Raw genomic sequence first — 24,125 nt, 5'->3', positions numbered from 1 at the left:
CGTGCGATCGGCATGGGGCACCGCCGCCAGCGATCGGGCAGAAGCCCATCCGCCGACTGCGATCGTTCCGCATCGTGCTGGGCAGGGGGCTGTGCCATGCAGAAGCCACCTGCCAGGCTGCGATCAGTGATCGGCGGCAGAGCTCGCCGAGCTGTCGAGCTTGCGCTCAGTCAGCAGACGGATCTCGTCGGCGAAGTCCGGTGGCAGCCGCTTCTGAACATTCAGAAGGTAGGCTTCCAAGTCGTGCTTGCGAGCATACGCCTCGTCGTCGACCGCAATCGCGAGCCGCTTTCCGCAACGTGTGCGTCCGCGGAAGGCGAAACTGTAAAGACCGACCGATCCGTCGTCGCGGGTGAAAACCACATCGAACGGACCGTCCTCGAGCCCGACGATATCGTGCAAGAGGTCGAGGTAGATCTCGAAGTCGCTTCGGCGTGCAGAACCTAGCTTAAGCATCCTGTGATCGACGGTCGCGACATGCGGGCGGCGGAAGTGCTTCGGGACGGTATGGAAGGACATTCTTCGCTCCTTGCGCCAAGCTGCATGCGCAGCCCGGAATGGCTCCGATCCCGCTCGCCCAGGCGGGACGAGCGAGCGTTTCGAGGCGTTGCGAGGAAGCTGAGTTCACCTGTGGAGGGGGGCTTGTGGGCCGAGTCCGCCCGTGTAAGAATCCACAGATAGAGAGCCCGGAGCCTCGATATGCATCGAGTCACCAGGTTCTTCGGGTAGGCCACCCTTCGTTCCTCGCAAGATTGCAGGATGGCCTAGCTCAGCTTCGGAAGCGTCCAAGCGTCAGCTCGGGCGCTTTCGTCGTTTCTAGATCATGTCATGGGCGACGCCTCTATGGGTGGCAAACGATTCTGGGGCTTACATAAACGCCTGACAAGGTGTCCAGCCAAAGATTCTCGCTAGAACCGTCAAGTCGCACCAAGAAATGCCTTGCGGATGCAGGGCGAAGATCAAACAAGATTGGCGCTTTATTTGATCTAAAATTGGTCTAGGCGAGTCTATTCAACTGAGACGAGCCAAGGCTGGGCGTAAGCATCGTCGAGCAACGTCGAGACTATGCGGTCGTCGCATGCGCTGGAGCCGCTACGCAGAAGTCGGCTGCTGTTGACGAGAGGCGGTAAACACGAAGGCCTTCCATCGAAACCGCGTGCTTGCCAGCCGGGGCGTGCCACACCCTGGGCTCGTAGGCTGCAAGCCCCGCCCTGATGGGATCCCGCATGGCCTGCACCATCAGAACGCCAGCAGCACGATGCCGATCTGGATCAGGAGGTACAGGGTCAGGGCGATGTGCCAGCGTTCCAGATCGTGGCGCAGGTCATCGACGGCCCTCGCCGCGGAGCGGTCGATGGCGGTCGTCAGCGCGCCGGCTTGAGCTTCGGTGAAGCCGGTGAGTGTCAACGCGGCAGTATCGTCGGGACGGGCCAACATTGGCTCAGGCCCGAGCCGAAAATCGGTCGTAGGGTGTAATCGGCACGATGGGAATATCCATTTCGTGCCGATAGATCTCCAGGCGCAGCCAGGCTAATTCACTAGCGACTTCTGCTTCCGGCAGATCTTTGTACCAGCAGCGCAACTTGCTCGCAGCGCCGTCATCCCAACGGTACCGGCGGGCCTTCAAAGCATCCTTGGCTTCGAATGGTGCACGAACGGCTTTGATTCGATGCACGGGCTCGAACGCCCGTTCCAGCAGGTAGCTGAACCCTGTGCGCCCGGATTGGGGCAGCGGACGCGCCAGGCATTCGAGCGTGGCTTGGCAATCATCGACCGCGCGATGGGCTGAGTAGATGAAGCCTAAGTCGGCTGCGATGTAGCAGAGCTTGCTGCCCATCCCTTCAGCCGCCCAAGGCACCATCATTAGCGAACACCCCCACGGCTTCGCCGCCAACGCCGGGCAGAGGTCCTCCGCGAACTTCCGGTCAAAATTCGCGTTGTGCGCGATCACCAGATCGGCCTCTGCTACCAGCGAGTTAACCTGAGCGCGGTCGATCATCCGGCCCTCGACCATCACTCCGTCGATCCCGGTCAGCCGGGTGATTTCGGGCAGGATCGCTCCAAAGGGCTGCTGAAACGAGCCGTACGGCGTGCCGGCTGCGACCAGGCGTCCGTCAACAGTATATGTGAATGGTAGCAGTCCCACTTCGATGATTTCGTGGTATGCAGGGTCAAGACCGGTAGTCTCTAAATCGATGATGAGGCCATTTCGGACCTCTGCATCGCCAGGGGCATCGAAAACGCGACGAGGTTTGTGGCGGCGGAGGATGCGATAATCGCCATTTCGCTCCAGTGCGGTAGCGACGATCTCAGGATCTATATCGAGCATGTGCTTTGCACTTCCTGCTAGGGCTGCACTCTCAAGATAGCCCGACTTTCCCAAAACGATACATTTTGTATCGTTTTGATTGATCACATTGTCGTGAATCGGGTGGCTTTCTGGTGGATAGCAGGTTGGTTAGAGCTGGACGCGCGTTGCTCGGCTGGTCTCAGCAGGATTTGGCAGATCGCGCTGGAGTTAAGCGCCTCGTGATTGCGCGGTACGAAAGCGGTATCCAGATACCGCATCCACGCAATATGGATCGTGTCACCGAAGCCTTCGGCAAAGCGGGGGTCGAGGAAATTGTTCGAAGTGATGGGGCGGTAGGTATCGTTGTTCGCCCAAATGAAGGTGATGATAAGGCTGATACCGATTAATAAGCTTGATGATTAGTCATTGGATATTCAGTCGGTCAGTATTTTTAAGCGTGCGAAGCCAGAGGAGGCGTGACTTAGTCTGCAATCATGCTATTTCGGTGTGAGTGCGGCAATGCTAGTCGCTGGGGGTTGTGCCCCTTCAAGCTGAGATCGCGCACGTGGCATAGCCGTATCGGGACCAGCCGCCGATCAAGGTGGTGCGGCGGATCTCGGAGCGGTCGGTGGATGCCGCACCGCAGTACGTCTCAACGCGACGCGTGATGACGCGGGAGGGGGCGCTGCTCGACTTGGTCTCCGATGTAGGCCCGGATTTCTCCTGTGAGGCGACGCCCCTCGATGCGGAGGGCATCGTTTGGTCAGAGATGCCCGAACCGCTGGTCCGCGAACTGACGTTTCGCCTGGAGCCGGACCGAACGACGTTCCCAAGCACGATCTCGGGGACGAATGAAGTATCAGTGGCAAGCGCCGCCGCTGGAACGGGTATTGCCGACGCCGTCATCAACCAAGCGCTGACCGACACGGATTTACGGCCGGAAGGGAGCGCGCGGTTCGAGCGGGTCGATGAGATGCTCAATGCGCTGGAGGCGGACGGGCGTATCCGCGAGCGGACGCCGCTAGTCGAGCCGCCGGGCGGCCATTGGGCCTCGCAGCGGAGTCAGCGCGCGGTTTGGAAGCTCGGTGTCGGTCTGAAGCCATTCCCTGGCTGGTGTTGGATTGTCCTGCAACTTCCACACCGGCGCACCCTGCTGATCGTGAAGTTCGAATTCGATCCAGAGCGTGCGGTACTATGGCTTGAGATCGAGCCGCGCGATCGGGATCATCCGTCATCGTCGCTGATCATGGCCGTGGGGCCTGACCTCCGCGCTCGAGATGACGGCGTTAGTCCAAGCGGTCGAGAACGGTAAAGGTCTCAAGGCTGTGCGGGACGGCAAGGGCCGGCTCCCTGAATTGGTGTGACGGTGCTGGCTTCACCCAAGGCCGGCCAATTGTTGATGAAATTGCTTGCTAGAGAAACAGATTGAGCGGGCGTGAGCGTCACGCTCTGCAATCGTGAGGGCCCGGCTCGACCTCTGAGGGATTTTCGCAGCAGTAGCGGCAGCCGCGCGGGTCAAACCCAAGGCTGCCGCGTATCGGTGTCGACCGTCCTACCGGAGCAACTGCAAGATGCCCTGATTGGCCTGGTTGGCGAGCGAGAGCGCCGAGATGCCGAGCGACTGCCGCGTCGACAGCGCTTGGCTGTTCGCCGCCTCCTCGTTCATGTCGGCGTTGGTCAGGTTCGCCGCGCCGGTGTCGAGGACGTTGACGAGGTTTTTCGTGAAGTCCTGGCGCGTCTGCACCACCGACAGGTTCGAGCCCAGCGTTGAGGACAGCGAGTTCAAGGACGTCAGCGCGTTGGTCAGCGCGTTGGACGCCTTCGCCAGGTCGGCGTTGTTCTGCACCCCGAAATCCGCGCCCGACTGCGTCAATGCGCTGTCGACGAGGCTGCCGATGCCGAGGCCGGAGGCGGTGACGGCGTCACCCTGGACGTCGAGCTTGGACTGCGTGCCGCCGGTCTTCTCATTGAAGACGACCGTCAGCTTGTCGCCGGCCAGCAGGTTGGTGCCGTTGAAGCCGGCGTCCTGAGCAGCCTGGTTGATCTGGGTGCGCAGGTTCTTGAACTGCTCGACCAGGGCCGAGCGCTGTGCCGAGGTGCCGCCGCCGGTCACCCCGCCCGTCGTCGCCGTGCCGAACAGCAGCGCCGTATCGGTCGTGGAGGCCGTGAAGGTGCCCGAAGCGGTCGCGCCGAGGCTGACGCTGAGCGCGTCCGAGCCGCTGCCGGTGACGCTGAGGAGGCCGTTCGAATCGACCGCGGCGTTCGCGATGCCCGACTTGTTGATGGCGTTGACGACGTCGCCGAGGGTGTCGGTTGCGGTGATCGTGTAGGTGTAGACGGCATTGCCGGCCTTAAGCTGCACCTGATTGGCGGCACTGGCGCTGAGACCGAGATTGCCGCTGGCGGAACTCGTCGCGGGCGCGGCGGTGCCGAGCACGGTTTTTGCCATGGCGACGTCGCGCTGGCTCTTGCCCGTGGTGCTGGCCTCGCCGGAGGTACCCAGCGCCACGGTGCCGGCGACCTTCGGCAGGTTGGTGGCCGCATTCGACTGCGCTTGGCTGACCACCGACTGGAGCTGCTTCACCAGCGAGGTGACGGTGTCGATACCCTTGGCGGCGGCCTGGATCGTCTGAATGCCGTTAGAGATGCCGTCGAGCAGGCCGGATAGGGCGGCGGAGCGGTTCGAGAGGTTCTGGGCAGTGAAGAAGTTCACCGGGTTGTCGAGGGCGGAGTTGACCTTCTTGCCGGTGGCGAGCCGGCCCTGGTTCGTGGCGGCCAAGCCGGCGGTGTCCTGCAGCGAGAGTAGGTTCTGGCGCGTGGCAGATGAGAGCGTGACGGATGAAGGCATGTCCAGGATCCGATTTTCCAATATGCGTCGCAGTCGACGCCGCACAGATATTGGTCGGATGAGCTTGCCATCTTCGTAAATATTCAGACTGCGGCGCGGCCTATAGCGGACAATGCGTCCTAAAATACGGACGATGCGTACTTTTACTATATGGTGGCGCGGCTGAGCCTTCCGGTGTTGTTGGAAGCTCCGTGGAGCAAGGCGCGTTATCGGACATGGCTCCGCTGCGGCGTCATGATGCACACGCGAACGCAGGGCAGGAGGGTGGGTTGGATCGGGGGTACGAGGGTAAAAGCCCCATCAGCTCGGCCGCGTGAGGAGCTGTCTGCGGGGGGGGGGCTGGCGAGCAACGCGCATGCAGTCGCCTGCTACCGCAAGTGCGGGTTCATTGAGGAAGGTCGGGAGCGCGAGGCGGCCTTCGTAGGAGGCGCGTGGCAGGACGATCTCATCATGGGGATTCTCGACCGAGAATTCGTCTCCCGTTGAGACCAGCTTCGAGTGGTGATCTGAAGTTGGTTCCGCGCCGAGAACCGGGCATCCCATCTTCGTCCTCTGCAGCCTATTGTTTTATTTGCAATCTAGAGACGACAGATAACGTAGTTGACCAAGGCACCAAGAAACTTGGCCGCTTCACTGTGATCGTCTCGAGAGACTGCGCTGTCTCGTAAATTATGGACCATCCCAGCCGTTCGCTTGACCGGGTTACTACCAGCCTACTCCGGAATCCCTGCTCCGGATTGGATTATGGCAGCTCGCGAACGGACGATCCGAACTGCCTGGAGCCGGCCTCAAAGGTCCTTCATCCACGAGAGCAGGAGCGACTCCCGTTCCATGTGGAACCGGCTCTGGCTCTCGCTGTCGACCTCGCTCGGGTTCAGCCCGTACTTCCGCCGGAAGGCGCGGCTGAACACCCGGTCGTTCTCGAAGCCCAGGGTGTAGCCGATCGTCGCGATCTGCGACTTGCGCTCCTCGGGCTGAGCCAGGATCTGCATGGCCCGGGACAACCGTCGGTCGCGGATGTAGGCGTAGACGCCGCCGTCGGCCTCGAACAGTTTGTAGAGCGGGGTCCGCGAAAGCGCGAACCGGGTCATCAGCATCTCGGCGTTGATGGTCGCGAGGTTCTCGTCGATGAACTGGCGGATGGCGATGCTGGTGACCGCGGCCTTATTGTAGGCGCTGTCGGCCTCCGACAGGAACATCGCGTTGCACAGGGCCGTCGTCGCCGGAATGACGTGGCTCATCTGCGCGGGCGTCGCCGTCTTCAAGCAGGCGCTGACATTGCGGAAGTGGTCTGCGAGCAGCTTGGTCACGGGGTTAGAGGCGGACGGAACGATCTGACCGTGCCAGGCCGAGACGTCGCCAACGCGGCCCTCGAGGGTCCGGCGTGGGATCGCGAGGTTGAGCCCGGTCATACCCTTGGTCTCGGACAGGATCGGCTGCGAGAGATCGAAGGTGACGAAGGATTCCTGCGTGATCTCCCGCGCCTGTCCGGCGATGGAGATGTTGGTCCGGCCGGAGGTGTAGAGCCGCAGCACAATATGATCGAGGTTCTGGGCCGCCACCAACGCCGGCGTCCGCTCGATCGTCTGGGGTGACGCGTCGATCTCGCCGAACACCAACTGGTTCATGTGATGGTAGCGGTGGAACGCGGTCGTCGGCACGACGCTGTCGGAATCGATGTGCGTGACGAAGAACGACGACAGCGTGTCGATCCAAGCCCGGCGGCGTTTCTCGGCATCGAGGATATGGTCGAAGCGATGATCGATGATCATGGGAGCCGAAAGCCGGACGCGACGGGGATACACACGGTGCCGTGAAGGTCCGTGCCGGCCTCACACGCAATGATTGCGTTTGGGTTTCGATCTGCTTTCGGACAGGCGACGAGGGACGGTCCGTCCTCACATCGGAACGCAGCGTCCGTCATGGCCGCCCTGCCGCACGCTGCGATGCCCGAATGCTCGGTCGATGAGGGGCGGGCGGCTGTCCGCCGTCGCGTTCGATCGGACGCGCCTATGTCCGGGTTGACCACATTCTCGTGGCGATCTCTCGCTCCTCCGCCCCCATCACGTCGGCATAGATCGCCGTCGTCGCGATGTCGGCGTGGCCGAGCCAGCGCTGCAGGAGGTTGAGGGGGATGCCGGAACGAAGGGCATGCACGCCGAATCCATGGCGCAGTCCCTTGGGCGAGGCCGCGGTTTCGCCCACCCCCGCGAGCGCCATGACCACTTTCACGTGACGCCACGCCGTAGTGCGTCCGATCGGCCAGAGCCGGTCGCCGGATCGACCCTGGCCATGGACCTGCCGAACGCACGCGAGGAAGGCAAGCGGGACCGGCACTTCGCGGACGACGCCAGCCCGTCGCTTCTTCAAGCTGCGGACGGACACCATGCCGCCTTCGATATCGAGATCGGCATGGGTGAGATTGAGCGCCTCGGTGATTCGACACCCGGTCCAAGCGAGCATCAGGCAGAAGGTGGCGACTTCGGGTGGGTGAGAGGCGACCGCAGCGACGAAACGTTCGCGCTCGTGCGCCGTCAGGTACTTGCGCCGTCCGCTGCCGGTGTAGAGCGACAGGGATGAGGCCGGCACTGTTCGGGCCATCGTGGGGTGTCCTGGAGCCGACCACGGCAGCAAGGCTGCGCGTGGCGCGTTGGAACGCATTTGCCAATTCTGTTCCACGCCGCGGCCCTGACATTGTTCGCCATGGGCATGGAGAGAATGGGCAAGCTGGTAGCTCCGGCCCGGAAGACGATCAAGTGTAAATCGCAAGAAGTTGCAAGGACGTAAACAGAATTGGCAATTCTGTTCCGCGAATCGCTGCACGACTATGACTGAATCGCCAGGATCGATAAACCTCATCCGCGGCGCTTTTGCGATTCACGACTTTCGAGATGCGGCCTTTGTCGTGTCGCACCGATTGTCAGATGGCTGCGCGGTCTGTGTGTCCTGGGCCGAAGCGTACGCCTCCCAGTCGCGGACGCAAAGTACCTTCCAAAGAACGGATCGTCCTTCCGTAGAGGCAATCCTATTTTTCATGGAAAGATTTCAGAAAGGCGCTCAACCCCAACTTAGAACGGCAAGATGACGTCAAGTTCAGGTGCAGAGCGCAAGATTGCGCCACCTTCATGAACCCCACGTAGCGGCTGGAAGAACATACAAGGCAGTTCTTAAACTATCCGATCAACCGTGAAAAATCTTGTTTCAACCCCTGCATCGGCTTGCAGGTGAATGATGTTGCGTGTGGAGTTCACGATCATGGCCAAGACTAAGCTCGCTGCCCTGCTGCTGACCCTCCTGATGGCGGGAACTGCTCAGGCGGCAGATCTGCCGGCAACCCACTACGCGCCTGCCCAGGCCGTCCTCCCCGTTTTCACCTGGACCGGATTATATGCCGGCGTGAACGCCGGGGCCGCCTTCTCCGATTCAGGCCGGCCGCGCTACAGCGAAGGACCCGGCTTCGTCGGCCTTAATCCCGGCACGCTCGCCGGTTTCCAGCGTTCGCGGGAACAGACGGGCTTCGTCGGCGGCGGCCAGTTCGGCTACAACCACCAGGTCGGACGGATCGTCCTCGGTCTCGAGACCGACTTCCAGTATGCCGGCCTCGACCGCCGCCGTTCAGGGACGGGCACGTTCCCGAACCTGCCCGCGGGCGTCACGGACAACGACAATCTGACCTCCCGCTCGCGTCTCGACTATCTCGGCACCGTTCGTGGCCGCGTCGGCTTTCTGCCGAGCGAGCGCCTGATGGTCTATGCGACCGGCGGTCTTGCCTACGGCGATGTCGACGTCCGCACCAGTTACACGGTCATCGGCACCGGCCCGTTTTTCCCCGGTGGCGTCAACGTCATCCCGTATTCCGGTTCTCGCTCGTCGGTGCAGGTCGGCTACGTCGCTGGCGGCGGCGTCGAATACGCCTTCACCGATCGTCTCAGCGCCAAGCTCGAAGGCCTCTACGCCGATCTCGGCAGTTCGAGTGTGACCGCCCGCTACACTGGCACCGGCGGAACCGGCCCGACCGATATCTACACCGTACGTGAGACCAACCGCTTCGGTCTGGTCCGGGCCGGCCTGAACTATCGCTTTACCGGCCTCTGAGGCCTCAGCCTCGTATCCTCGACCGTCCCAGCGCCCGGCTCGCCGAGCGTCGGCCGGGCCGGTCGAGGCTGCACCCATGCCTACCGCCTCTCTTCCGAACGAGATTCCTGGATGTCTAGACACGTCCTGTCGCGGCCGATGTTCGCCGTTGCCATCCTGGCCTTGGGCGGGATTCCAGCCTTCGCCGCCAGCCCGCCGACCATCCCCGACTGGGTCGAGGCCTACACCCGGGAGGCTCTCGCGGCACCCGTCACCCTCGACAACGCCCAGAGGTACCGATGGTATCAGATCGGTGCCGCCATCCGCGCGCAGCACCCGATGGTGTACGACATCGATATTCGGCCGATGCAGGAGCAGCTCAGGCGGCATGGCAACGCCGCCGTCGGGGACCTCAAGCAGCGGCTGGATGAGCGCTTCGCGGCGATCCGCTCCCTCGAGGAGGCCGGCCCGTTCCTTGGCCGATGCGACTGGATCATGGCTCGCGAGCGCGGTGAGGGTGCGACGCAGCTCCAGATCGACCTCGACGCCCATTGCCGCGAGCGCGCACTGCCCGCCCTCTACGTCCGGCTCGTGCGCGAGCGAGCCGAAGCGCTCGACGTGCGCCTCGCGACCCTGCGCCGCCTCGATGTGGGCTATCCTGGCCATCTCGTCGGCAGCCCCGGGTTCGTCGGACGCGCCGATGTAGCCGGTGCCTACGCACGGGCGCTGGAGGATCGCCTGACCGCCGCGCAGCCTCAGGTGATCGCAGATCTTACAGAGGGCTTCCGGACCAGGACGATCGGCGACGATCCCCTGCAGACCGATGTCGCGCAATGCCGCGACCTGCTCGGACCTTGGTTCCCGCAGCGCGATCCAGTTCGCGACATGATGCTGAGCGATCCCCTGCGCAGCGCCGGGGCCGGAACCGAGGCGGCCCTGCGCTTCGGGCAGGCCGTGGGCAGCGCGTGCCGCCGCGAGGCGAAGGCGTGGCTGATGCGTCAGCAGCCCGGGATCGATGCGGCCGTCCGCGCCAGCATCACCGCGCTCGATCCGAAGCAGGGGCCGATCCTCGCCGTTGGCACGCGCTGCTCCGGAGTACTCGGCCGGTGGTTCACCGCCTTCGACGGTTTCGATCTCACCCTGACGGGGCCGCTCCATCAGACCTGTCGGGAGCAGGCGCAGGGGCTGAACGAGCGGGCAGTCGACATCCGGGCGCAGGCCCTGGCCGCCCGCTTCGCCGCCGCCCCGAAGACGCTGGACGGGCTGGAGCGCAACGGCTGGTTCGCGGTGTCGGCCGACGAACTCCAGGCCGCACACGACCCGCGTGATCCCGAGCGCGGCGAGGTCGATGCCCTGATGCAGGCGCGGACCGAGGCGCTCGTCCAGCCCCTGCGCGAGGCCGCGCGCGAGGCCGCCCTGACCGAGATCCGCGACCTCTTCGAGCGGGCCGGGTTGGGCGATGCGGAATTGCAGCCGGCCCGCCGTATATGCAGCCCGTATGTCGGTGGGACGACGCGCACGCTGCCCCCGGGCGGCGCGGACCTGCGCAAGGCGATCAGCGACGCCTGCCGCGAGCAGGAGAACCGGGTCGCCGTGCGGCGCGCCGAGGCTGCCGTCGCCGCGGCAGAGATCGAGCCGGTCCTGGGCGAGGTGCGTCTCGTCCTGAGCGCGCCCGATGGCCGCCTGACCTACGCCGATCCACGCGCGGTGGTGATCGCGGCCGCCGGCAACGGTCTGCAGATCAGCTTCCGGCGTACGACCTCCTGGTTCTTCTGGACGACCGAGACCCTCCGCGTCACGCCGTTCGGCCGGGATAACCCGGCCCTCGTCGGACATCTCGTCGCCGATACCCATCCGGCCGGCGGGCAGGTCCGGCGCGTCACCGGCCTTCAGGTCCTGCCGGGTCTCGACGGGCCCTTCGCGACGTTGGCCTGCCTGACGCAAGGGCCGGAGGCCGCGCAGGCCCTCTGGCTGGCCTGGGCTTGGCCGGAATGGCGAGTATCTTCCTGCTCGACCTGCCGCGGACCGGCGTCGAGCTGCTCTCGGCCGCGGGCACCCTGACCACGAGCATGGGCCAGTGCGCGGACGCGCGGCGCAGCTACTTCGCGCTCCCGGGCCCGGGGGCCTCGTGAACACCGCCTCGGTCTCGATCCCCTCCATCATCGGGTCGCCAGCCATGCTGCCACAGGCCTCGCACCGCCACAGCAGCGGATTGCAGCACTACGACGACGTCCTGGCGCTGACCGGTCAGCAGTACCGCCTGGAAGAGGATGGCGTGACCGTCGGCGTGGTCCTGGGCATGCTCGACACGCGGACCGGGCGCATGCCGATCGGCCTCGTCGATGCGCGACGCGCCTACTGGGCGGACACGCTGTACTACGACGCCAACCGGCGCTGCTTCGACGTCGTCGATCCCGACCGCTGGGTGGCCTTCGTCGGCACCTATGCCGACGGCAGCTGGGTGCTCGGCCTCGTCAGCGGCCTCGGCGGCTTCGCGCTGATGACGGTCGCGGCAGCCGGCTCGGTGGTGCTCGACATGGTCCGGTTCGCCCTGTTCCCGGCCATGCTGTTCGGGCTGGTCGGGCTGCTCGTCTACGGCTTCGTCGGCTACGCCCTGGTCCTGACCGCGCTGCAGGTTCTGCCGTACCTGCTCGGCGGCATCGCGGTCTGGCTCGGGCTCTGCGGTCTGATCGCCCTGGAGCGGCGCGCGCGCTGCCGCCGGGCCGGGCGCGCCATCGAAACCCTGCTCGAACGCCAACTCATGCCGGTCTTCGGCTGAGCTCGTGCAAGTCGGGCCACGCCGTCCGACGAGCACGCTCTATCCACCCCAGTGAGACGATGATGACCATGAACCGCCTCGTGATGCCGGCGGCGCTTGCCGCCTGCGCCATTCTCAGCCCTGCGCATTCGGAGACCGCGTGGCAGAGGCTGACCTACTCGGATCCACGCCACCACTCCGTATTCACGCCGCTCGTCGCACCCCTGTGGCAGCGCGAACTCGCCGGCACGCCGTTCCACCAGATTCATGCGACCCGCATCGAGGCGGACGGCGCGACTTACCTCGTGAGCGTGGCCTTCGCGGGCGGCCTCTGCGAGATGGGTGCGAACGGGCGCAACGCGGTGGCCGAGCCGGCGATCTGTCCGGCACGCGTCGATCTGCTGCGCGACAGCAAGGTCGTGAGCACCACCCGCGGTCGGGTCTGCTCGGTCGCACCGCTACCGGAGGATGCCACGGCCAACCAGTCCGATAGGACCGAGGTCCGGTTCGATCCGGCGACGCGGACAGTGAGCTTCCGCTCGATCATGAGCGGCAAGCCGGTTCGAACCTGCCAGAGACAGATGAAGTTGCGATAGCGGAACGCGCGACAGGTCAGCGGCAGCTCGTGCCGGCGCGAGCCGGGCTCACGACGAAGCGAGAATGGAACACGAAATTTGGGATGCGCACGCCCCGGTACACGACACGGGTGTCAGATTTGCCGGTCGCATGCGCATGAAATTCCAAGCAACGCCTGGTCAAGATCCGCGTTAACCCTGTCGTACAAGGGTCAATACCGAAAATCCGATGACGAACGGTCTCGAACAAGCGCACCCGCCAGAGCGGAAGCGCTTGGCGTTGTTCCTCGACGGCACTCGCAACACGGTCGACGACAACACCAATGTCTGGCGACTGAAAGCCCTGTGCGCCCCGTGCGATGCCGATGGCGTACGCCAGGTCGTCTACTACAGCGTCGGCGTTGGCACGACGCGGAACGAAAGGGTCCGTGGTGGTGCCCTGGGCTTCGGCATCGAGCGGAACGTGTCCCGCGCCTATGAATGGATCGTCGAGAATTACGATCCGGGCGACGAAATCTTCATCTTCGGCTTTAGCCGTGGGGCCTACACGGCACGCAGCCTCGCCGGCTTCATCGCGCTCTGCGGCTTGCTCAAACCCGGCGCTCCACTTGGGACCAGTCAGATGTTTGCCCGGTACCGCCGGGGCGACGAGCGGCGGACGATACGGTGGCTCAAGAACGTCGACGCGAAGGGCACACTGACAGACGCATCGCGCGAAGAACGCTGGATGCTGACCTATTCGATGCCGGTTCCGGTCAAGATGGTCGGCGTTTGGGACACGGTTGGTTCGCTCGGTGTGCCGACACCTGCGATCCGCGTCCTCGACATGATCCCGGGTTTGAGCCGTTCGAGCTACGCCTTCCTGCACACGGGGCTGCGGCTGCCGATCGAGAACGGTTACCACGCGCTGGCGATCGACGAGCACCGGGCGGCGTTCAAGCCGACGCTCTGGACGAAGAAGTTCAAGGACGGCGTGACGCCGGGCGAGATTGCCCCGCCGCGCGCGGTCGCCAACGTCGAGCAGCGCTGGTTCGCTGGCGCGCACGCCAACGTGGGTGGGGGCTATCGAGACGACCTTCTCAGCCAGCTCCCGCTCCAATGGATCATGGAGAAGGCCGCCCACCATGGCATGGCGTTCCGAGCAGATGTTATCCTCGAACCGGGCGCGCTGGAGCTGCGTCCTCACGATAGCTATGGCGAGTTCGCCAAGGGCCTGTATCGCTACGTCGCCCAACCCTTCTATCGCCCCATCGGGGCACCGCCGGAAGTCTCCGGGGGCGATCGCGAGGAAACGGTCAATGAGACGATCGATGCGTCCGTGTTCGAGCGGTGGCGCGCCGATCGAAACTACCGGCCACAGAATCTCGACGAGTGGGGCCGGCGCTTCAGGGTCGAACCCGGAGCACTGACGGACACGGTCTTCGCTCACGATCCCGATACCGTCGTACCTGTGAACACGAAGGACGCGACCGATGCCTCGCTTGCCTGAGCGACGCCGACCGGTCGACTGGACGGTCCAGACCTGGGAGTTCGGAAAGGAGGATCACGCCGATCCGGACGTGCTGGTCTGGATCAGCATCCGAAAGTTCGACGCCCTGTGGCGGCGAACCGAGGAATACATCGCTGATGCCGGTGGGTCCGACGATAACAATCCGGACCGGTATGCCAAGGCCGGTGCTTGGCTCAGATTGGGCGAACCCACCTGGATGCCGGTGGTCGGTCTTGATCATTGGGGGATGCCCACGATCACGGACGGTCGCCATCGCTATCTCTGGATGCGTGAGCACGGGGCATGGTCGATGCCCGTGGCGGTCTCGGCCAGCGAGGCCGATGCGGTCCGGGCGCTGTGCGGGACCCGGTATCGCACGTCGTGGTACGTGCCGCCGCGTACGCGGGTGCCGACAGCAGTGGCGCTTGGCATTCTCGGCTTGGCAGCGGTTAGCCTCGTGGCAGTAGCCCGCTCCTGACAGATGCTATTGTCAAGATTGTCGATTTAGTTCGCGTGGGGTGCGACGGATCTCATTGGGTCGGGGGTGAGGTTCACATACCCTCGCGCCGGACAATAGGGACGATTGCGACACAAGCCGTAATGCCTTCGGGCGCGAATCGCGGGGTGTGCCGGAGATTTGCCGATAGGATGACGTTGGCTTAGCTTGACCGTGCCTTCGAGCGGTTGGCCGAGCGGCAGTGACGCGACACCCTATCGACTGCACGCTTGCCTCGGATGGAGGCCTCATCCGCCCAGGTGCGGTGCGTGACAGGTGTCTGTGTTGCAGGGAGGCCAGGAACGGAGATTAGCTACCTCTCGACCTGAGCCTCCCTGGCCAAGCCCGATCAAGCGGCGATCGTCCGCACCTTCTGGCCGAGCGCTGCGGTCACAGCATCCGCGACGGCATCGGCATTGATACGAAACCACTCGGTCGCGCTGTGAGGCGTGCCGTCCGGTCCTGTGACCTTCAGGGCAACGTGGTACGGCCTCAGCTGCTTATGGACCAGCCTCTCGGCTTCCTGGGCCGAGTGACCCTTGAACTCGTAGGTGTCGACGATCTCGACATCGGCATACAGGTAGGTCGCCTGCGTGGCGGCCCGGCTTATCCGATCTTCAACGCGCCCAGCCGTCGTACCCACCTTCAAAAGCCCGGCGACCTCCGGCCGAGGTGAGAGCGACTTCAGCACGTACACGTACCCAGTCGAAGCGCCTTCAAAGAGCGGCCCGGCGCTGGTCGTTGGAATCCGCCGGGCATCCTTATCCTCGTAGAGCCGGCGCACGAGAGACGACATCAGGAGATTGGACTCGGTGCCGTTCTCGAACACGACGCGCAGACGCGCATCGTCCTTGCCGTTGCGCCGATGCGGGTCGCGGACGTCCGCCACTTGGAGCATCTGGCCTTTGAGCGTGAAGAACTCACCGATCTCCACCCGCTCCTGGCTGAACGGAACGGGCTTGCGCAGGCGCTCCTTCACGCTCTGGCGCACGCTGTCGAACATGCCCTCGAACCGGTCGAAATCCTGGCAGGGCACGCGATCCGCGACGTAGTCCGGCATGGCGCGCGGCTGCAGGGCATCGCGGACCTGGAAAATGTCGGTCCCGTCGGCTAGCAACGGATCGTCCATTGGATCCGCCGCCTGACCGGTGACGAACACGAGGCCATGGACGTCGAACGGCTCGAGGCCCGTGAGGGCGGCCTTAGATGCGCGCAGGCCTGCGAGCTCATTCGCCAGCATGCGCTCCAGAACGCTCCGTCCCTTCTGCGAGACCGGCTCTGTCCTGTTCTCGGCGTAGAAGGCGTTGATTCGCGCAAGAACCTCGGCGGCCTGCTCAACGACCGGTGTGCGCGCAGCTCGGACCTTTTCATCGGGCGTCGCGAGGAGGGGGTCGTTCAGATAATCGATGGCGTCCGGCATCTCAACCATTGGCGGCTCCAGCGGTGCGGCCGGCATCAGCTCCAGCGAGATCGGCGCGACGTTGCCGTGCGAGCCTGCGCATGAAAGCGAGGGCGTCGGCGAGACGGACCTCGCGTCCGTTCGGCGAGTTCAAGTTCGGCTCGCGGCCTTCGCGGGCGATGAATTCCTTGATGCGCGGCATCAACTTCTCGGCTTCCTCCTGGGTCATCACCACCTTCATCGCGCGGACCTCGCCGTGGAGGCGGACGAGGATGTCCTCGTTGAGCTCCTTCGACAGGATCTCGTAAGCGTCGATGAACTCGCGTCGCCCGCCGAGGAGATCGACCTGCAGATCGCGCACGTCGAGGAATTTGTGGGTCGCGCGGATGAAGTTGTCTCCACCGCCCGGCAACTGCGGGTCTTGCGACCCCTGACCGCCGCCCGCCGTCGCGGGTTCGTCCAGCCCGAGCGTCAGGGTCTGGATGACGCTGGGATCCTCCTTCACGGCCCGCCCGAGCTCTGTGCGAGCACCGAACAGCGTGACCACGTCCTGTATGACGTTGTCGGGCTGGTGGGGATACCGCCGTCGCACGATGTCGGTGCAGATGACGTCGTGCATGACGTCGGCATGGTGGGCGTCGGGATTGAGCATCACCGTGATCGTCCGAGGGTCGCTCTGCACGTTGGCGACGAGATCTGGGAAATCGGCGTCGATGATGCGCTTGGCCTCATCCGACACCATGGGCCCGTTGATGACCTCGATCTCGCCCGCGTTGGTTACGGGCTCGGGCTTGCCCGTCTGAGGCTGCTGCCCGGTCATGTCGTCCGACCCCTTGTGGGTACGGAACTTGAAGGTCGGTGCCATCACCTGTTCCATGAGCAGGGACACCGAGATTGCCTTCAGCATGTCGTTGACGGCGCGTGATACGACGTCGTCCTTCGCGAACGGGGCCGAGACGAGGTTCGTGAAGCGCGCCTCGGTCTTGCCCGGCGCGTCGCGGGTCGCGCGGCCGATAATCTGCACCACCTCTGTGAGCGAGCCACGGTAGCCGACCGTGAGGACGTGCTCGCACCAGATCCAGTCGAAGCCCTCCTTGGCCATGCCCAAAGCGATGATGACGTCGACGTCGTCGCGGGATTTGACCTTGCGGAGCGAGGCCATGACCTTCTCTCTACCGGGGCCGTCGTCCACGAGGTTGGCGATCTTCAGGATGCGCCGGCCGTTGCGCACCTTCACGAAGCCGGTAGCCGGATCGACGCCGAGCGGCTCGCCGAGGGTGTCGACGATGGCGTCCACCTCGAACATCTTGTCGGCGACGGCCTCGCTCGATCCCACATGCGGGATGTGGACGATGGTCTTCAGCGCCGGGTCTAGGGCCTCACCCATCCGGTCGAGGTAGCGACCCTGGTAGAAGCGGAAGCCGATGTGCAGGGTCTTGAGGTATTCGTAGCCGTTGAGCTGCTCGTAGTAGGTGTAGATGACCCGCTCGAACCGAGCCTCGTCCTCGGGATGGAGGATCGCTTCCGTGTCTCCACGGAAGTAGGAGCCGGTCATCGCCAGGACGTGGGCGCTGCCGCGGTCCATCAAGCCGCGGAGGAGTGAGCCGAGCTTGTTCTCGTCGTTCGATGAGGCATGGTGCAGTTCGTCGACGCAGATGAGAGCGCCGTCAAAAATCTCGATGCCAGCCCTGGTGAAGGCGAAGCGCAGCGTAGCGTGCGTGCACAGGGCAATGCTCTCGCCGCTGGAACCGAGGAACTCGATCAGTTCGACGACCTTCGATCCGGTCTCCGATCCGACGCCACACAGATCGCGATCGAGCTTCCAGTCGCTGAAGAAGCCACCAGCAGTGAGCTTCGTGTCGCGGAACGACGCGCCGATCGAGCGCTCGGGCACCGCGACGATGACCTTGCGAAGCCCCTGGTTCTGGAGCTTGTCCAAGCCGATGAACATGGCCGCGCGCGACTTGCCGGACGCCGGCGGCGACTTCACCAGGATGTACTGGCTGTCGCGCACGTCCCAGACGCGGCGCTGCATGACACGCATGCCGAGCGCGTCCGTGCGTTTCGAGGATCCGTCCGCCGCATAGCGCAGGGTCGTGTCAGAGAGTTCAGCCACGGCGTTTCCCCTTACGCTCTTCTGCCAGGTTCGTCGGCGATGGCGCGCTCGTAGAGCTGGAGCATATGCTCGATGCGGTCGGCGTCTGAGCGGTACTTACGCGAGCCGAAGATGGCCTCGACGGTTTCGTCGAGTTCCTCATGCGCTCGCTTCAGATCTAGTGGCATGGTCTTGGGCACGTAGAGATCGCCTAGGGTTCGGCTGAACCCTGCTTCCTTGCGGGCGCGATCGATTTCCCACCAGTGTTCTTCGAGCTCGTCCTTCCTTCGATCCGATAGGGCCGGCAACGGAAAGGTGTTCCATACCAATTGGTTGGAATACGAGGGATCCTCTTTAAGGCGGCCGCCGACGGTCTCCAGCCACAGCCGATGGAGGCGCGACGAGAGGATCGCAGCCTGCCAAATTTCTCCGTCGTAGATCGCATAAATTTTATTGTTGCAGATGTGTCCGCTGTCCTTCACTTCAATCGGAAGCCAGGTCCGATTTTCAGAAGTTATTGCAGGTACCATAACAGTATGTGATCTCGCTTCATTTTGCGGATCAAACGCCCAGGGACGCACTGCGAAACGCTGCGTGGCCACCTTTTTGCTATTTGAGCGAAAATTTCTGACCTCACTAATTCTATTATTTATTTCTGCTATCTTCTCTGCTTCCCCGACAAGTTCATCTGGTATCCATATGCACCAGCGTTCCACACCTTTCATCAGTTCCTGGCTTCCATGAATGCGTCTGATGAAAGTGGAAGCCTCCGGGTGCCTGCGAAGCATGCCGTCTTTTTCTTCTCGATCCAGAAGTAGGTAGCCGCCGTCAGTCGGTTTATTCCCGAACAACATAGGCTGCACGTTTGAGATTGGCCTACGGATTTTTTCGACGATAGTCCTTGTGCCCTGAGCAAGATAAGGACCTATCAAATCTACAACGCTGACTGCGCCCTCGTCGAAGAGCAATTTTTGCTTAGCGGACGGGGGGCTTAGTCCGACAATCACGCACGTAACGCCAGCATTTCTTGCCGCCAGGTTAGACCATTTGAATGATCGATGTGCGAATGAGATTTCTAAGTTTTGGAGAAGACGCGGCCATATCGAGGCAACCTGAACGCCCTGCACGAGCGAGTTGGTCGATACGAATGCGATAGAGCATTGAGTTGCTTCCGCATAAATTGCACCCTTCATGAACCAGATAGCGACATAATCAAGTTCGCCCCAGTTCGCTAGGATGCCATCAAAGACGACGTTCATATCCTCTTTCTGAGAATTGCTTTGCCAAGTAGCCCCCTTGAACGGCGGGTTACCAACGACGTACGTTTCCATCGCCGTGTCCGGCGGACATGCAGTGAGCCAATCAACGCGCGCCGAGTTGGCACGCGTGATCCGACCTGCCGCGGTTAGAGGCAGCGCCGGAGGGGCTTTGCCCATTTTCTGTCGGAAGTTCTCGTTGACTTGATATTCTGCGATCCAAAGTCCGAGGCGTGCGGTTTCGCAGGCGAAGTCATCGATCTCGATGCCATAGAAATGCTCGAGCTTGACCACTGGATGCGCGAACTCACCGAGCCGGATAAAGATCTCCATCTCGATGGCGCGCAGATCCTTGTAGGCGAGGATCAGGAAGTTTCCGGATCCACAAGCCGGATCAAACATTCGGATCCGTCCAAGGCGGCTGAGCAGATCGTGCAACCGCCCTTTGTTCGAGCCCGCTTTCTCAAGCTCTGCGCGGAGGTCATCGAGGATGATCGGATTTAGAACTTTGGCGATGTTCGAGGGGGACGTGTAGTGCATCCCCATCTCGCCGCGCTTGTCGATGTCGACGACAGCCTGCAACATCGACCCAAAGATGTCTGGGTTGATAGTGCGCCAGTTCAGCTTAGCGCAGGCGAGCAATTGCTTACGGCATCGGCTATCGAGCGCCGGCATAGTCGATATTTCTTGGAAGAGACCGCCGTTGACATAGGGCAGCTTTGCCCAGCCCCGAGCCGCCTTGGGGCGCTTCTCGGGCTCGGTCGCCATGTGGACGAATGCGCCCTCAAGGAAGGTGGCGAGATCGGAGCCATCGACCTGAGTCGACTGGATTAGGGCGCTCTTGAAGAGGTCAGCCTCGAAGATGCCGACGTCCTCGGCGAACAGGCAGAACAGGACCCGCACCATGAACAGGTTCATGGCGTGCCGGTCGGCTTCGGTAGTCCAAGCGGGGTTCGCATCCCGCACGGCATCGAAGAAGCGTGAGATGTGTTTCGTCGCCCGCACATCCGCCTGACGCTCCGGAGCCGGGACGTAGCGCTCGTGCCCACCGAGAGGGAAGAAGAACTCAGCTTCCATCGGCAGGACATCGACACCCTCATGGATGTCATCGCCGATCTTCGTGTCGTGGGCGGCGATGCCCTCCCCATCGTAGGCCACCAGCAGGCGAGGTCGCTTCATCCTCGCGGCGCTCGCAGCCTCAGCCTTCATGCGTTCGAGCGTGCGGTCGGCATCGCCAAGAGCCACGGTCTCGAACCGCAGCATACGAGTCCAGGAGAAGGAGCCCGTGGCGGCCTCGTCTTTAAGCTTGGTGATGGTGGCGCGCGGTGCGCCGACCGCCTCCATCAGGGCCAAGCCGAACTCGCCGCCGGCCAGCTTCTGCTGCGCGAGCGCGTCGAAGTTCTCGTAAATCTCACTTGGGCTGAGCATGCGGCCTGGGGTGTGAACCATGGTTCTGGACGGCTCCGTCGATACCACGCCAGTCATGTGAGGGCAGCCGCTGTTCGGCTTAGCTGCAAACCATCTGCCGGATGATCCACAGATAAGCATCTGTTATCGTTGAATAATATTCTCATGGAGAGGGCCGTCGGGCGGCTGCGAGACGTGTCGCTCGATCGCGCATCACACGAAGCCTTCGTCGACGAGGCGTGCGCCGGTGGACGTGATCTCGTGCCGCTGTCCGGAGCCTTCGACGACCCTGCACCAGCTCTCGGCGACGAGGCGCGCATTCGCGCCGTCCGCGACCAGTCGGTAGGCGAAGCCTCCGTACATGCCTGGGACGGCGAACCAGGCCGGTTCTGCGTCCAGGCGGGTCTCAACGAGGTGCGCGATCTCTGGCAGTCGTAGCCGGGCATCGCGGACGAGTTCGTCGGCACGGCCCCTGATCACGGTGTGGAAGTGCTCCTGGATCTTGCGCAGCACGCCGAAGGGGACGCGCGATACTCGCACGGGCTCCAGGATCGCCATGAGCCAATCGTGACCGAGACGCTCGGCTACATCGACCGCGCGCTCGCCTCGGGCGTTCTCCAGCGTCCGCCAAGCCCCCAGGCGGATCAGAGCTTCGCAGACCTCCTGCGGCGCATTCCCGTGGGCAGCCTGATGGAGAGGCGCGTACAACGACTGTCCGTCGGGTCGTGTAGTGTTGGCGAGGGAAGGATCCGCCTCAAGGAGAGAGAGAACCCTCGTCCAATCATAGCCCTTTGCGGCATCGGCAAGCGCGTGCCGGCGAGCGGCATGGTCCTGATGGAGAGCCTGCTGGGCTGTGATGCCGTCCCAAACAACTGACACTCACCGGATCCCTGTGTGCCGTAGCAAAGTGCTTGCGCATGAGGGCGGCGCATGCGCCTGATGGCGACCTGAAGTTTCATGCTCCGGTCGAGACCACGCAATTGCGAGCGTGCAACACCGCGATCGTATCGTTCACCGAGTTCGAGGACGGCGTGGCCGACGGGATCGCTTCTGTCTATCGTCCCAAGCCGCAGACCGAGCCATAGCGTACGCAGCGAAGAGCGATTGCGGCTGCACGGGGAGTTCCATGAAGCCGTTCACGCGGACGATCATCGACCTGTTCGACGGCAAGCGGCGCTATTTGATCCCGCTCTATCAACGGCAGTACGCCTGGAAGGTCACGCCGCAGCTTGAGCTGTTGTGGCAGGATATCGCCCGCGAGGCGGGCCGGCTGGAAGTCGGCGGCGGGGCGGTAGCACCGCATTTTATGGGCGCGATCGTGATCGCGCAGGTGAAAACCTTCGGCAAACAGGTTCAGGCGTTCGAGGTCATCGACGGGCAACAGAGGCTGACGACATTCCAGCTTCTAATGGTCGCCCTTCGCGACGTCGCCGCCAAGTACTCACCCGAGTACGCAGCCGAGAGCGCGAAGCACCTGATCAACGACGGCGTAATGCAGGATCCGGCCATCGAGCAGTTCAAGCTCTGGCCGTCTCTTGCCGATCGCCGCGCGTTCACTCGGGCTGTCGATCCGACCGCTGTGGTGCCCGGGCTGGACGGGATCGACGCTGACGGCGACGGCGTCGTCCGCCCGGCGACGGCCGCGCACGCCTACTTCGCGCAGCGGATTGAAGCGCACATCTGCCCGGATGGGGCCTACGATCCATTCAAGCTGGAGAAGCTGTTCGAGGCGCTGAAGACCGGTCTGGCGGTTGTCTCGATCGAGTTGGAAGGCGGCGACGACCCGCAGACGATCTTCGAGACCCTGAACAGCCGCGGCGTCGACCTCACCGCCGGCGATCTGATGCGCAACTTCATCTTCCAGCGGGCGACCGGCTTGGGAATGGTCGCGGGCGATCTCGCCATCGATCAGCTGTACCGGGGGTACTGGTTGCCCCTCGACGCCTGGTTCTGGCGGGAGGGTGACACCCGCGGCCGCCTGACCCGTCCACGGCTAGACTGGCTCCTGTCCGATCACTTGGCGATGATGAAGGCCGAACTGGTGTCCGTGGAGACGCTGTTCGACAGCTACCGACGCTGGATCGTCGACGGGAAGCCGTTCGAAGGCGACGTCGAGGCGGAACTACGGGCGATTGCCGCGAGCGCGACCGTATTTCGCAGGCTGTCCGGGGGCGACAAGGACGATGTGCTCGGACGCTTCGGCCGGTTCTCGCGCGCCTTCGACGTCTCGACGGCGACGCCGCTGGTCCTCTACCTCGGCACGACGATCGACGACCCCGCCGAACTGGGTGCGGCACTCGCCATCATCGAGTCGTTCATCGTCCGCCGCGACATCTGCGGGCTGACGACGGCGGGCTACAACAAGGTCTTCACCGACCTCATCTCACGCCTGCGGGCGGTGGATCGCCAAGCTCTGCTAGCCACCTTGCGAAACGGTCTGGCGATGGGAACCCTCGACACGGTCCGCTGGCCCGATGACGCCGAGTTCGGTGATGCGTGGCGCTCCCGCACCCAGTACAAGCCGGCGCGTCAGGGCAGGCTGCGTCACCTGTTCGAGCGGCTTGAGGAACGCAAGCGCGCGAATGCCTCGGAGATCGTCGAGATCAAAACCGATCTCACGCTTGAGCACATCATGCCCCAGAAGTGGCGGACGCACTGGCCGATCTCAGGCTTTGGTCACGAGGACGAGGCTGCGCCGAGCGCCGAGTACCTCTCGCGACAGTCGGCTCGTGAGGGCAAAGTGCACACGCTGGGCAATCTAACGCTGCTCACCCACGCTCTGAATGCCGCGGTTTCGAACGGCGCGTTCTCCGTGAAGATGCCGGCGATCCGGGCGCAGTCGGCGTTGGTGCTGAACCGCGACCTGCACGATTACGCGGAGTGGGACGAGGATACGATCTCGGTGCGCGGCGCATCCTTGTTCAAGGTCGCGGCGCTACTCTGGCAGGCCCCGCCCCAACAGGCTCAGAACGCATAGGTCAGGATCCCTGGTGGTCAGGCGCTCGTCGGGCGACGTCCTGGCCGTCTCTGCGTCCCGCCACCCTCGACCAATTGTCAGGATTGTCGGTTCTGTCGGGCTGATCCGCAGCATGCGATGCGGCCGCAAACTTGATGTCGAGGCCAGGTGCCGGGGCCCCGCGCCAACGCGGAGCCGCTCGCCCGGATGAAGTGGGGGTACGACGAACGGGTAGGTTTTGGGCTGTCCGGCCGAGAGATGCTGCCAATAAAGCCAATAGTGACGGAATCCTGGCCTATGTGGCTTCTTCGGTCGGCTTGGGGTGGGGAGCGGCGTCCGCGGCCGTGGGCTCCTGCGGGAAGATTGGCTTGGCGTTGACGCGATACTCCTCGCGCTCGCGGCCCTTGGTCGTGCCCTGGCGCTCGGGCTGGTTGATCAGGCGGCGCACGGGTCGCATACTGGGGCTCATGGCGGTCGAGGGA

General features: G+C 63.5%; 23 protein-coding genes. 12 read left to right on the top strand and 11 right to left on the bottom strand.

What is annotated here, in order from left to right:
* Nucleotides 1–123: 123 nt before the first annotated feature.
* From ASF53_RS19475 to ASF53_RS19470, 3 genes are all read right to left on the bottom strand, one after another.
* Complete coding sequence (locus tag ASF53_RS19475) at nt 124–519, bottom strand: hypothetical protein (protein WP_056202462.1); 396 nt, start codon at nt 517–519, stop codon at nt 124–126.
* Nucleotides 520–1,239: 720 nt separating this feature from the next.
* The gene (locus tag ASF53_RS25945; protein ID WP_156635677.1) at nt 1,240–1,407 is read right to left on the bottom strand and encodes a hypothetical protein; all 168 of its coding nucleotides are present in this window, start codon (nt 1,405–1,407) and stop codon (nt 1,240–1,242) included.
* Between the two features lie 34 nt (nt 1,408–1,441).
* Nucleotides 1,442–2,329 carry a 3'-5' exonuclease gene (locus ASF53_RS19470; RefSeq protein ID WP_056202458.1) on the bottom strand — a complete coding sequence of 296 codons (888 nt, stop codon included), beginning with the start codon at nt 2,327–2,329 and terminating at the stop codon, nt 1,442–1,444.
* Nucleotides 2,330–2,442: 113 nt separating this feature from the next.
* Here ASF53_RS19470 and ASF53_RS27030 point away from each other — a divergent pair, with 113 nt between their 5' ends.
* Together ASF53_RS27030 and ASF53_RS19465 are read left to right on the top strand one after the other, a co-directional pair.
* Entirely contained in the window at nt 2,443–2,697 is a 255-nt protein-coding gene (locus ASF53_RS27030; protein ID WP_353652183.1) for a helix-turn-helix transcriptional regulator, read from the top strand.
* Between the two features lie 221 nt (nt 2,698–2,918).
* Nucleotides 2,919–3,602, top strand: a complete 684-nt coding sequence (locus ASF53_RS19465) for a hypothetical protein (RefSeq protein WP_156635675.1) — start codon at nt 2,919–2,921, stop codon at nt 3,600–3,602.
* A gap of 240 nt (nt 3,603–3,842) precedes the next feature.
* Here the strand turns inward: ASF53_RS19465 and ASF53_RS19460 are convergent, their stop codons facing one another.
* The 3 genes from ASF53_RS19460 to ASF53_RS19445 all read right to left on the bottom strand — a co-directional run bounded on the left by ASF53_RS19460 (nt 3,843) and on the right by ASF53_RS19445 (nt 7,739).
* Nucleotides 3,843–5,138, bottom strand: coding sequence for a flagellin N-terminal helical domain-containing protein (locus ASF53_RS19460; protein WP_056202453.1), 1,296 nt, complete (start codon nt 5,136–5,138; stop codon nt 3,843–3,845).
* Nucleotides 5,139–5,926: 788 nt separating this feature from the next.
* Nucleotides 5,927–6,910, bottom strand: a complete 984-nt coding sequence (locus ASF53_RS19450; protein ID WP_056202446.1) for an AraC family transcriptional regulator — start codon at nt 6,908–6,910, stop codon at nt 5,927–5,929.
* 238 nt (nt 6,911–7,148) lie between these two features.
* On the bottom strand, nt 7,149–7,739 hold the full coding sequence (locus ASF53_RS19445) for a tyrosine-type recombinase/integrase (protein WP_056202441.1): 591 nt from the start codon (nt 7,737–7,739) through the stop codon (nt 7,149–7,151).
* 639 nt (nt 7,740–8,378) lie between these two features.
* Between ASF53_RS19445 and ASF53_RS19440 the strand changes: the two genes are divergently transcribed.
* The 7 genes from ASF53_RS19440 (at nt 8,379) to ASF53_RS19415 (ending at nt 14,512) form a co-directional block, all read left to right on the top strand.
* Nucleotides 8,379–9,233 (top strand): outer membrane protein, encoded by an 855-nt coding sequence (locus tag ASF53_RS19440; RefSeq protein ID WP_162242240.1) that lies wholly within the window; start codon nt 8,379–8,381, stop codon nt 9,231–9,233.
* A 111-nt stretch (nt 9,234–9,344) separates the two neighbouring features.
* Nucleotides 9,345–11,273, top strand: coding sequence for a hypothetical protein (locus ASF53_RS19435; RefSeq protein ID WP_156635673.1), 1,929 nt, complete (start codon nt 9,345–9,347; stop codon nt 11,271–11,273).
* 67 nt (nt 11,274–11,340) lie between these two features.
* Nucleotides 11,341–11,991, top strand: a complete 651-nt coding sequence (locus ASF53_RS19430) for a hypothetical protein (protein ID WP_156635671.1) — start codon at nt 11,341–11,343, stop codon at nt 11,989–11,991.
* Nucleotides 11,992–12,059: 68 nt separating this feature from the next.
* Nucleotides 12,060–12,566: a hypothetical protein gene (locus tag ASF53_RS19425; protein ID WP_156635669.1), complete on the top strand. Its 507-nt coding sequence runs from the start codon at nt 12,060–12,062 to the stop codon at nt 12,564–12,566.
* Entirely contained in the window at nt 12,539–12,706 is a 168-nt protein-coding gene (locus ASF53_RS25270; protein ID WP_082482846.1) for a DUF4113 domain-containing protein, read from the top strand. Before ASF53_RS19425 ends, ASF53_RS25270 begins: the two co-directional genes overlap by 28 nt.
* A gap of 68 nt (nt 12,707–12,774) precedes the next feature.
* The gene (locus ASF53_RS19420) at nt 12,775–14,034 is read left to right on the top strand and encodes a T6SS phospholipase effector Tle1-like catalytic domain-containing protein (protein WP_056202426.1); all 1,260 of its coding nucleotides are present in this window, start codon (nt 12,775–12,777) and stop codon (nt 14,032–14,034) included.
* Nucleotides 14,027–14,512, top strand: a complete 486-nt coding sequence (locus ASF53_RS19415; protein ID WP_156635667.1) for a plasmid fertility inhibition factor family protein — start codon at nt 14,027–14,029, stop codon at nt 14,510–14,512. The genes ASF53_RS19420 and ASF53_RS19415 overlap by 8 nt, the downstream gene beginning before the upstream one ends.
* 367 nt (nt 14,513–14,879) lie before the next feature.
* On the opposite strand, the gene ASF53_RS19410 is transcribed toward ASF53_RS19415, so the two are convergent.
* The 4 genes from ASF53_RS19410 to ASF53_RS26865 all read right to left on the bottom strand — a co-directional run bounded on the left by ASF53_RS19410 (nt 14,880) and on the right by ASF53_RS26865 (nt 21,245).
* Complete coding sequence (locus ASF53_RS19410) at nt 14,880–15,950, bottom strand: GIY-YIG nuclease family protein (protein ID WP_056202419.1); 1,071 nt, start codon at nt 15,948–15,950, stop codon at nt 14,880–14,882.
* Between the two features lies 1 nt (nt 15,951).
* On the bottom strand, nt 15,952–18,045 hold the full coding sequence (locus ASF53_RS19405) for a DEAD/DEAH box helicase (protein ID WP_056202414.1): 2,094 nt from the start codon (nt 18,043–18,045) through the stop codon (nt 15,952–15,954).
* An 11-nt stretch (nt 18,046–18,056) separates the two neighbouring features.
* Nucleotides 18,057–20,729: a class I SAM-dependent DNA methyltransferase gene (locus ASF53_RS19400; protein WP_162242239.1), complete on the bottom strand. Its 2,673-nt coding sequence runs from the start codon at nt 20,727–20,729 to the stop codon at nt 18,057–18,059.
* A 171-nt stretch (nt 20,730–20,900) separates the two neighbouring features.
* Complete coding sequence (locus ASF53_RS26865; RefSeq protein WP_286134557.1) at nt 20,901–21,245, bottom strand: hypothetical protein; 345 nt, start codon at nt 21,243–21,245, stop codon at nt 20,901–20,903.
* Nucleotides 21,246–21,254: 9 nt separating this feature from the next.
* On the opposite strand from ASF53_RS26865, the gene ASF53_RS26860 reads away from it, so the two are divergent.
* From ASF53_RS26860 to ASF53_RS19390, 3 genes are read left to right on the top strand one after another with little or no spacing between them, the layout of a single operon-like run.
* Complete coding sequence (locus tag ASF53_RS26860; RefSeq protein WP_286134556.1) at nt 21,255–21,563, top strand: hypothetical protein; 309 nt, start codon at nt 21,255–21,257, stop codon at nt 21,561–21,563.
* Nucleotides 21,564–21,604: 41 nt separating this feature from the next.
* On the top strand, nt 21,605–21,772 hold the full coding sequence (locus ASF53_RS26165; protein WP_162242238.1) for a hypothetical protein: 168 nt from the start codon (nt 21,605–21,607) through the stop codon (nt 21,770–21,772).
* A 41-nt stretch (nt 21,773–21,813) separates the two neighbouring features.
* Complete coding sequence (locus ASF53_RS19390) at nt 21,814–23,664, top strand: DUF262 domain-containing protein (protein ID WP_056202405.1); 1,851 nt, start codon at nt 21,814–21,816, stop codon at nt 23,662–23,664.
* Between the two features lie 274 nt (nt 23,665–23,938).
* Here the strand turns inward: ASF53_RS19390 and ASF53_RS19385 are convergent, their stop codons facing one another.
* A complete protein-coding gene (locus tag ASF53_RS19385) occupies nt 23,939–24,100 on the bottom strand; it encodes a hypothetical protein (RefSeq protein ID WP_156635663.1) in 162 nt (53 codons plus the stop codon).
* Nucleotides 24,101–24,125: the final 25 nt, after the last annotated feature.

Source organism: Methylobacterium sp. Leaf123 (genome assembly GCF_001423405.1).
Taxonomy (GTDB): domain Bacteria; phylum Pseudomonadota; class Alphaproteobacteria; order Rhizobiales; family Beijerinckiaceae; genus Methylobacterium.
Note: the sequence above shows the minus strand (reverse complement) of the source record. Positions and strands in the feature narration are given on the sequence as shown.

Bases quoted from the DNA above. Each gene is read 5' to 3' on its own strand.
- ASF53_RS19475 (WP_056202462.1), bottom strand. From the start codon at position 519: ATGTCCTTCCATACCGTCCCGAAGCACTTCCGCCGCCCGCATGTCGCG.
- ASF53_RS19470 (WP_056202458.1), bottom strand. From the start codon at position 2,329: ATGCTCGATATAGATCCTGAGATCGTCGCTACCGCACTGGAGCGAAAT.
- ASF53_RS19460 (WP_056202453.1), bottom strand. From the start codon at position 5,138: ATGCCTTCATCCGTCACGCTCTCATCTGCCACGCGCCAGAACCTACTC.
- ASF53_RS19450 (WP_056202446.1), bottom strand. From the start codon at position 6,910: ATGATCATCGATCATCGCTTCGACCATATCCTCGATGCCGAGAAACGC.
- ASF53_RS19445 (WP_056202441.1), bottom strand. From the start codon at position 7,739: ATGGCCCGAACAGTGCCGGCCTCATCCCTGTCGCTCTACACCGGCAGC.
- ASF53_RS19435 (WP_156635673.1), top strand. From the start codon at position 9,345: ATGTCTAGACACGTCCTGTCGCGGCCGATGTTCGCCGTTGCCATCCTG.
- ASF53_RS19425 (WP_156635669.1), top strand. From the start codon at position 12,060: ATGAACCGCCTCGTGATGCCGGCGGCGCTTGCCGCCTGCGCCATTCTC.
- ASF53_RS19420 (WP_056202426.1), top strand. From the start codon at position 12,775: ATGACGAACGGTCTCGAACAAGCGCACCCGCCAGAGCGGAAGCGCTTG.
- ASF53_RS19410 (WP_056202419.1), bottom strand. From the start codon at position 15,950: ATGCCGGACGCCATCGATTATCTGAACGACCCCCTCCTCGCGACGCCC.
- ASF53_RS19400 (WP_162242239.1), bottom strand. From the start codon at position 20,729: ATGGTTCACACCCCAGGCCGCATGCTCAGCCCAAGTGAGATTTACGAG.
- ASF53_RS26865 (WP_286134557.1), bottom strand. From the start codon at position 21,245: ATGGCGATCCTGGAGCCCGTGCGAGTATCGCGCGTCCCCTTCGGCGTG.
- ASF53_RS26165 (WP_162242238.1), top strand. From the start codon at position 21,605: ATGAGGGCGGCGCATGCGCCTGATGGCGACCTGAAGTTTCATGCTCCG.
- ASF53_RS19390 (WP_056202405.1), top strand. From the start codon at position 21,814: ATGAAGCCGTTCACGCGGACGATCATCGACCTGTTCGACGGCAAGCGG.
- ASF53_RS19385 (WP_156635663.1), bottom strand. From the start codon at position 24,100: ATGCGACCCGTGCGCCGCCTGATCAACCAGCCCGAGCGCCAGGGCACG.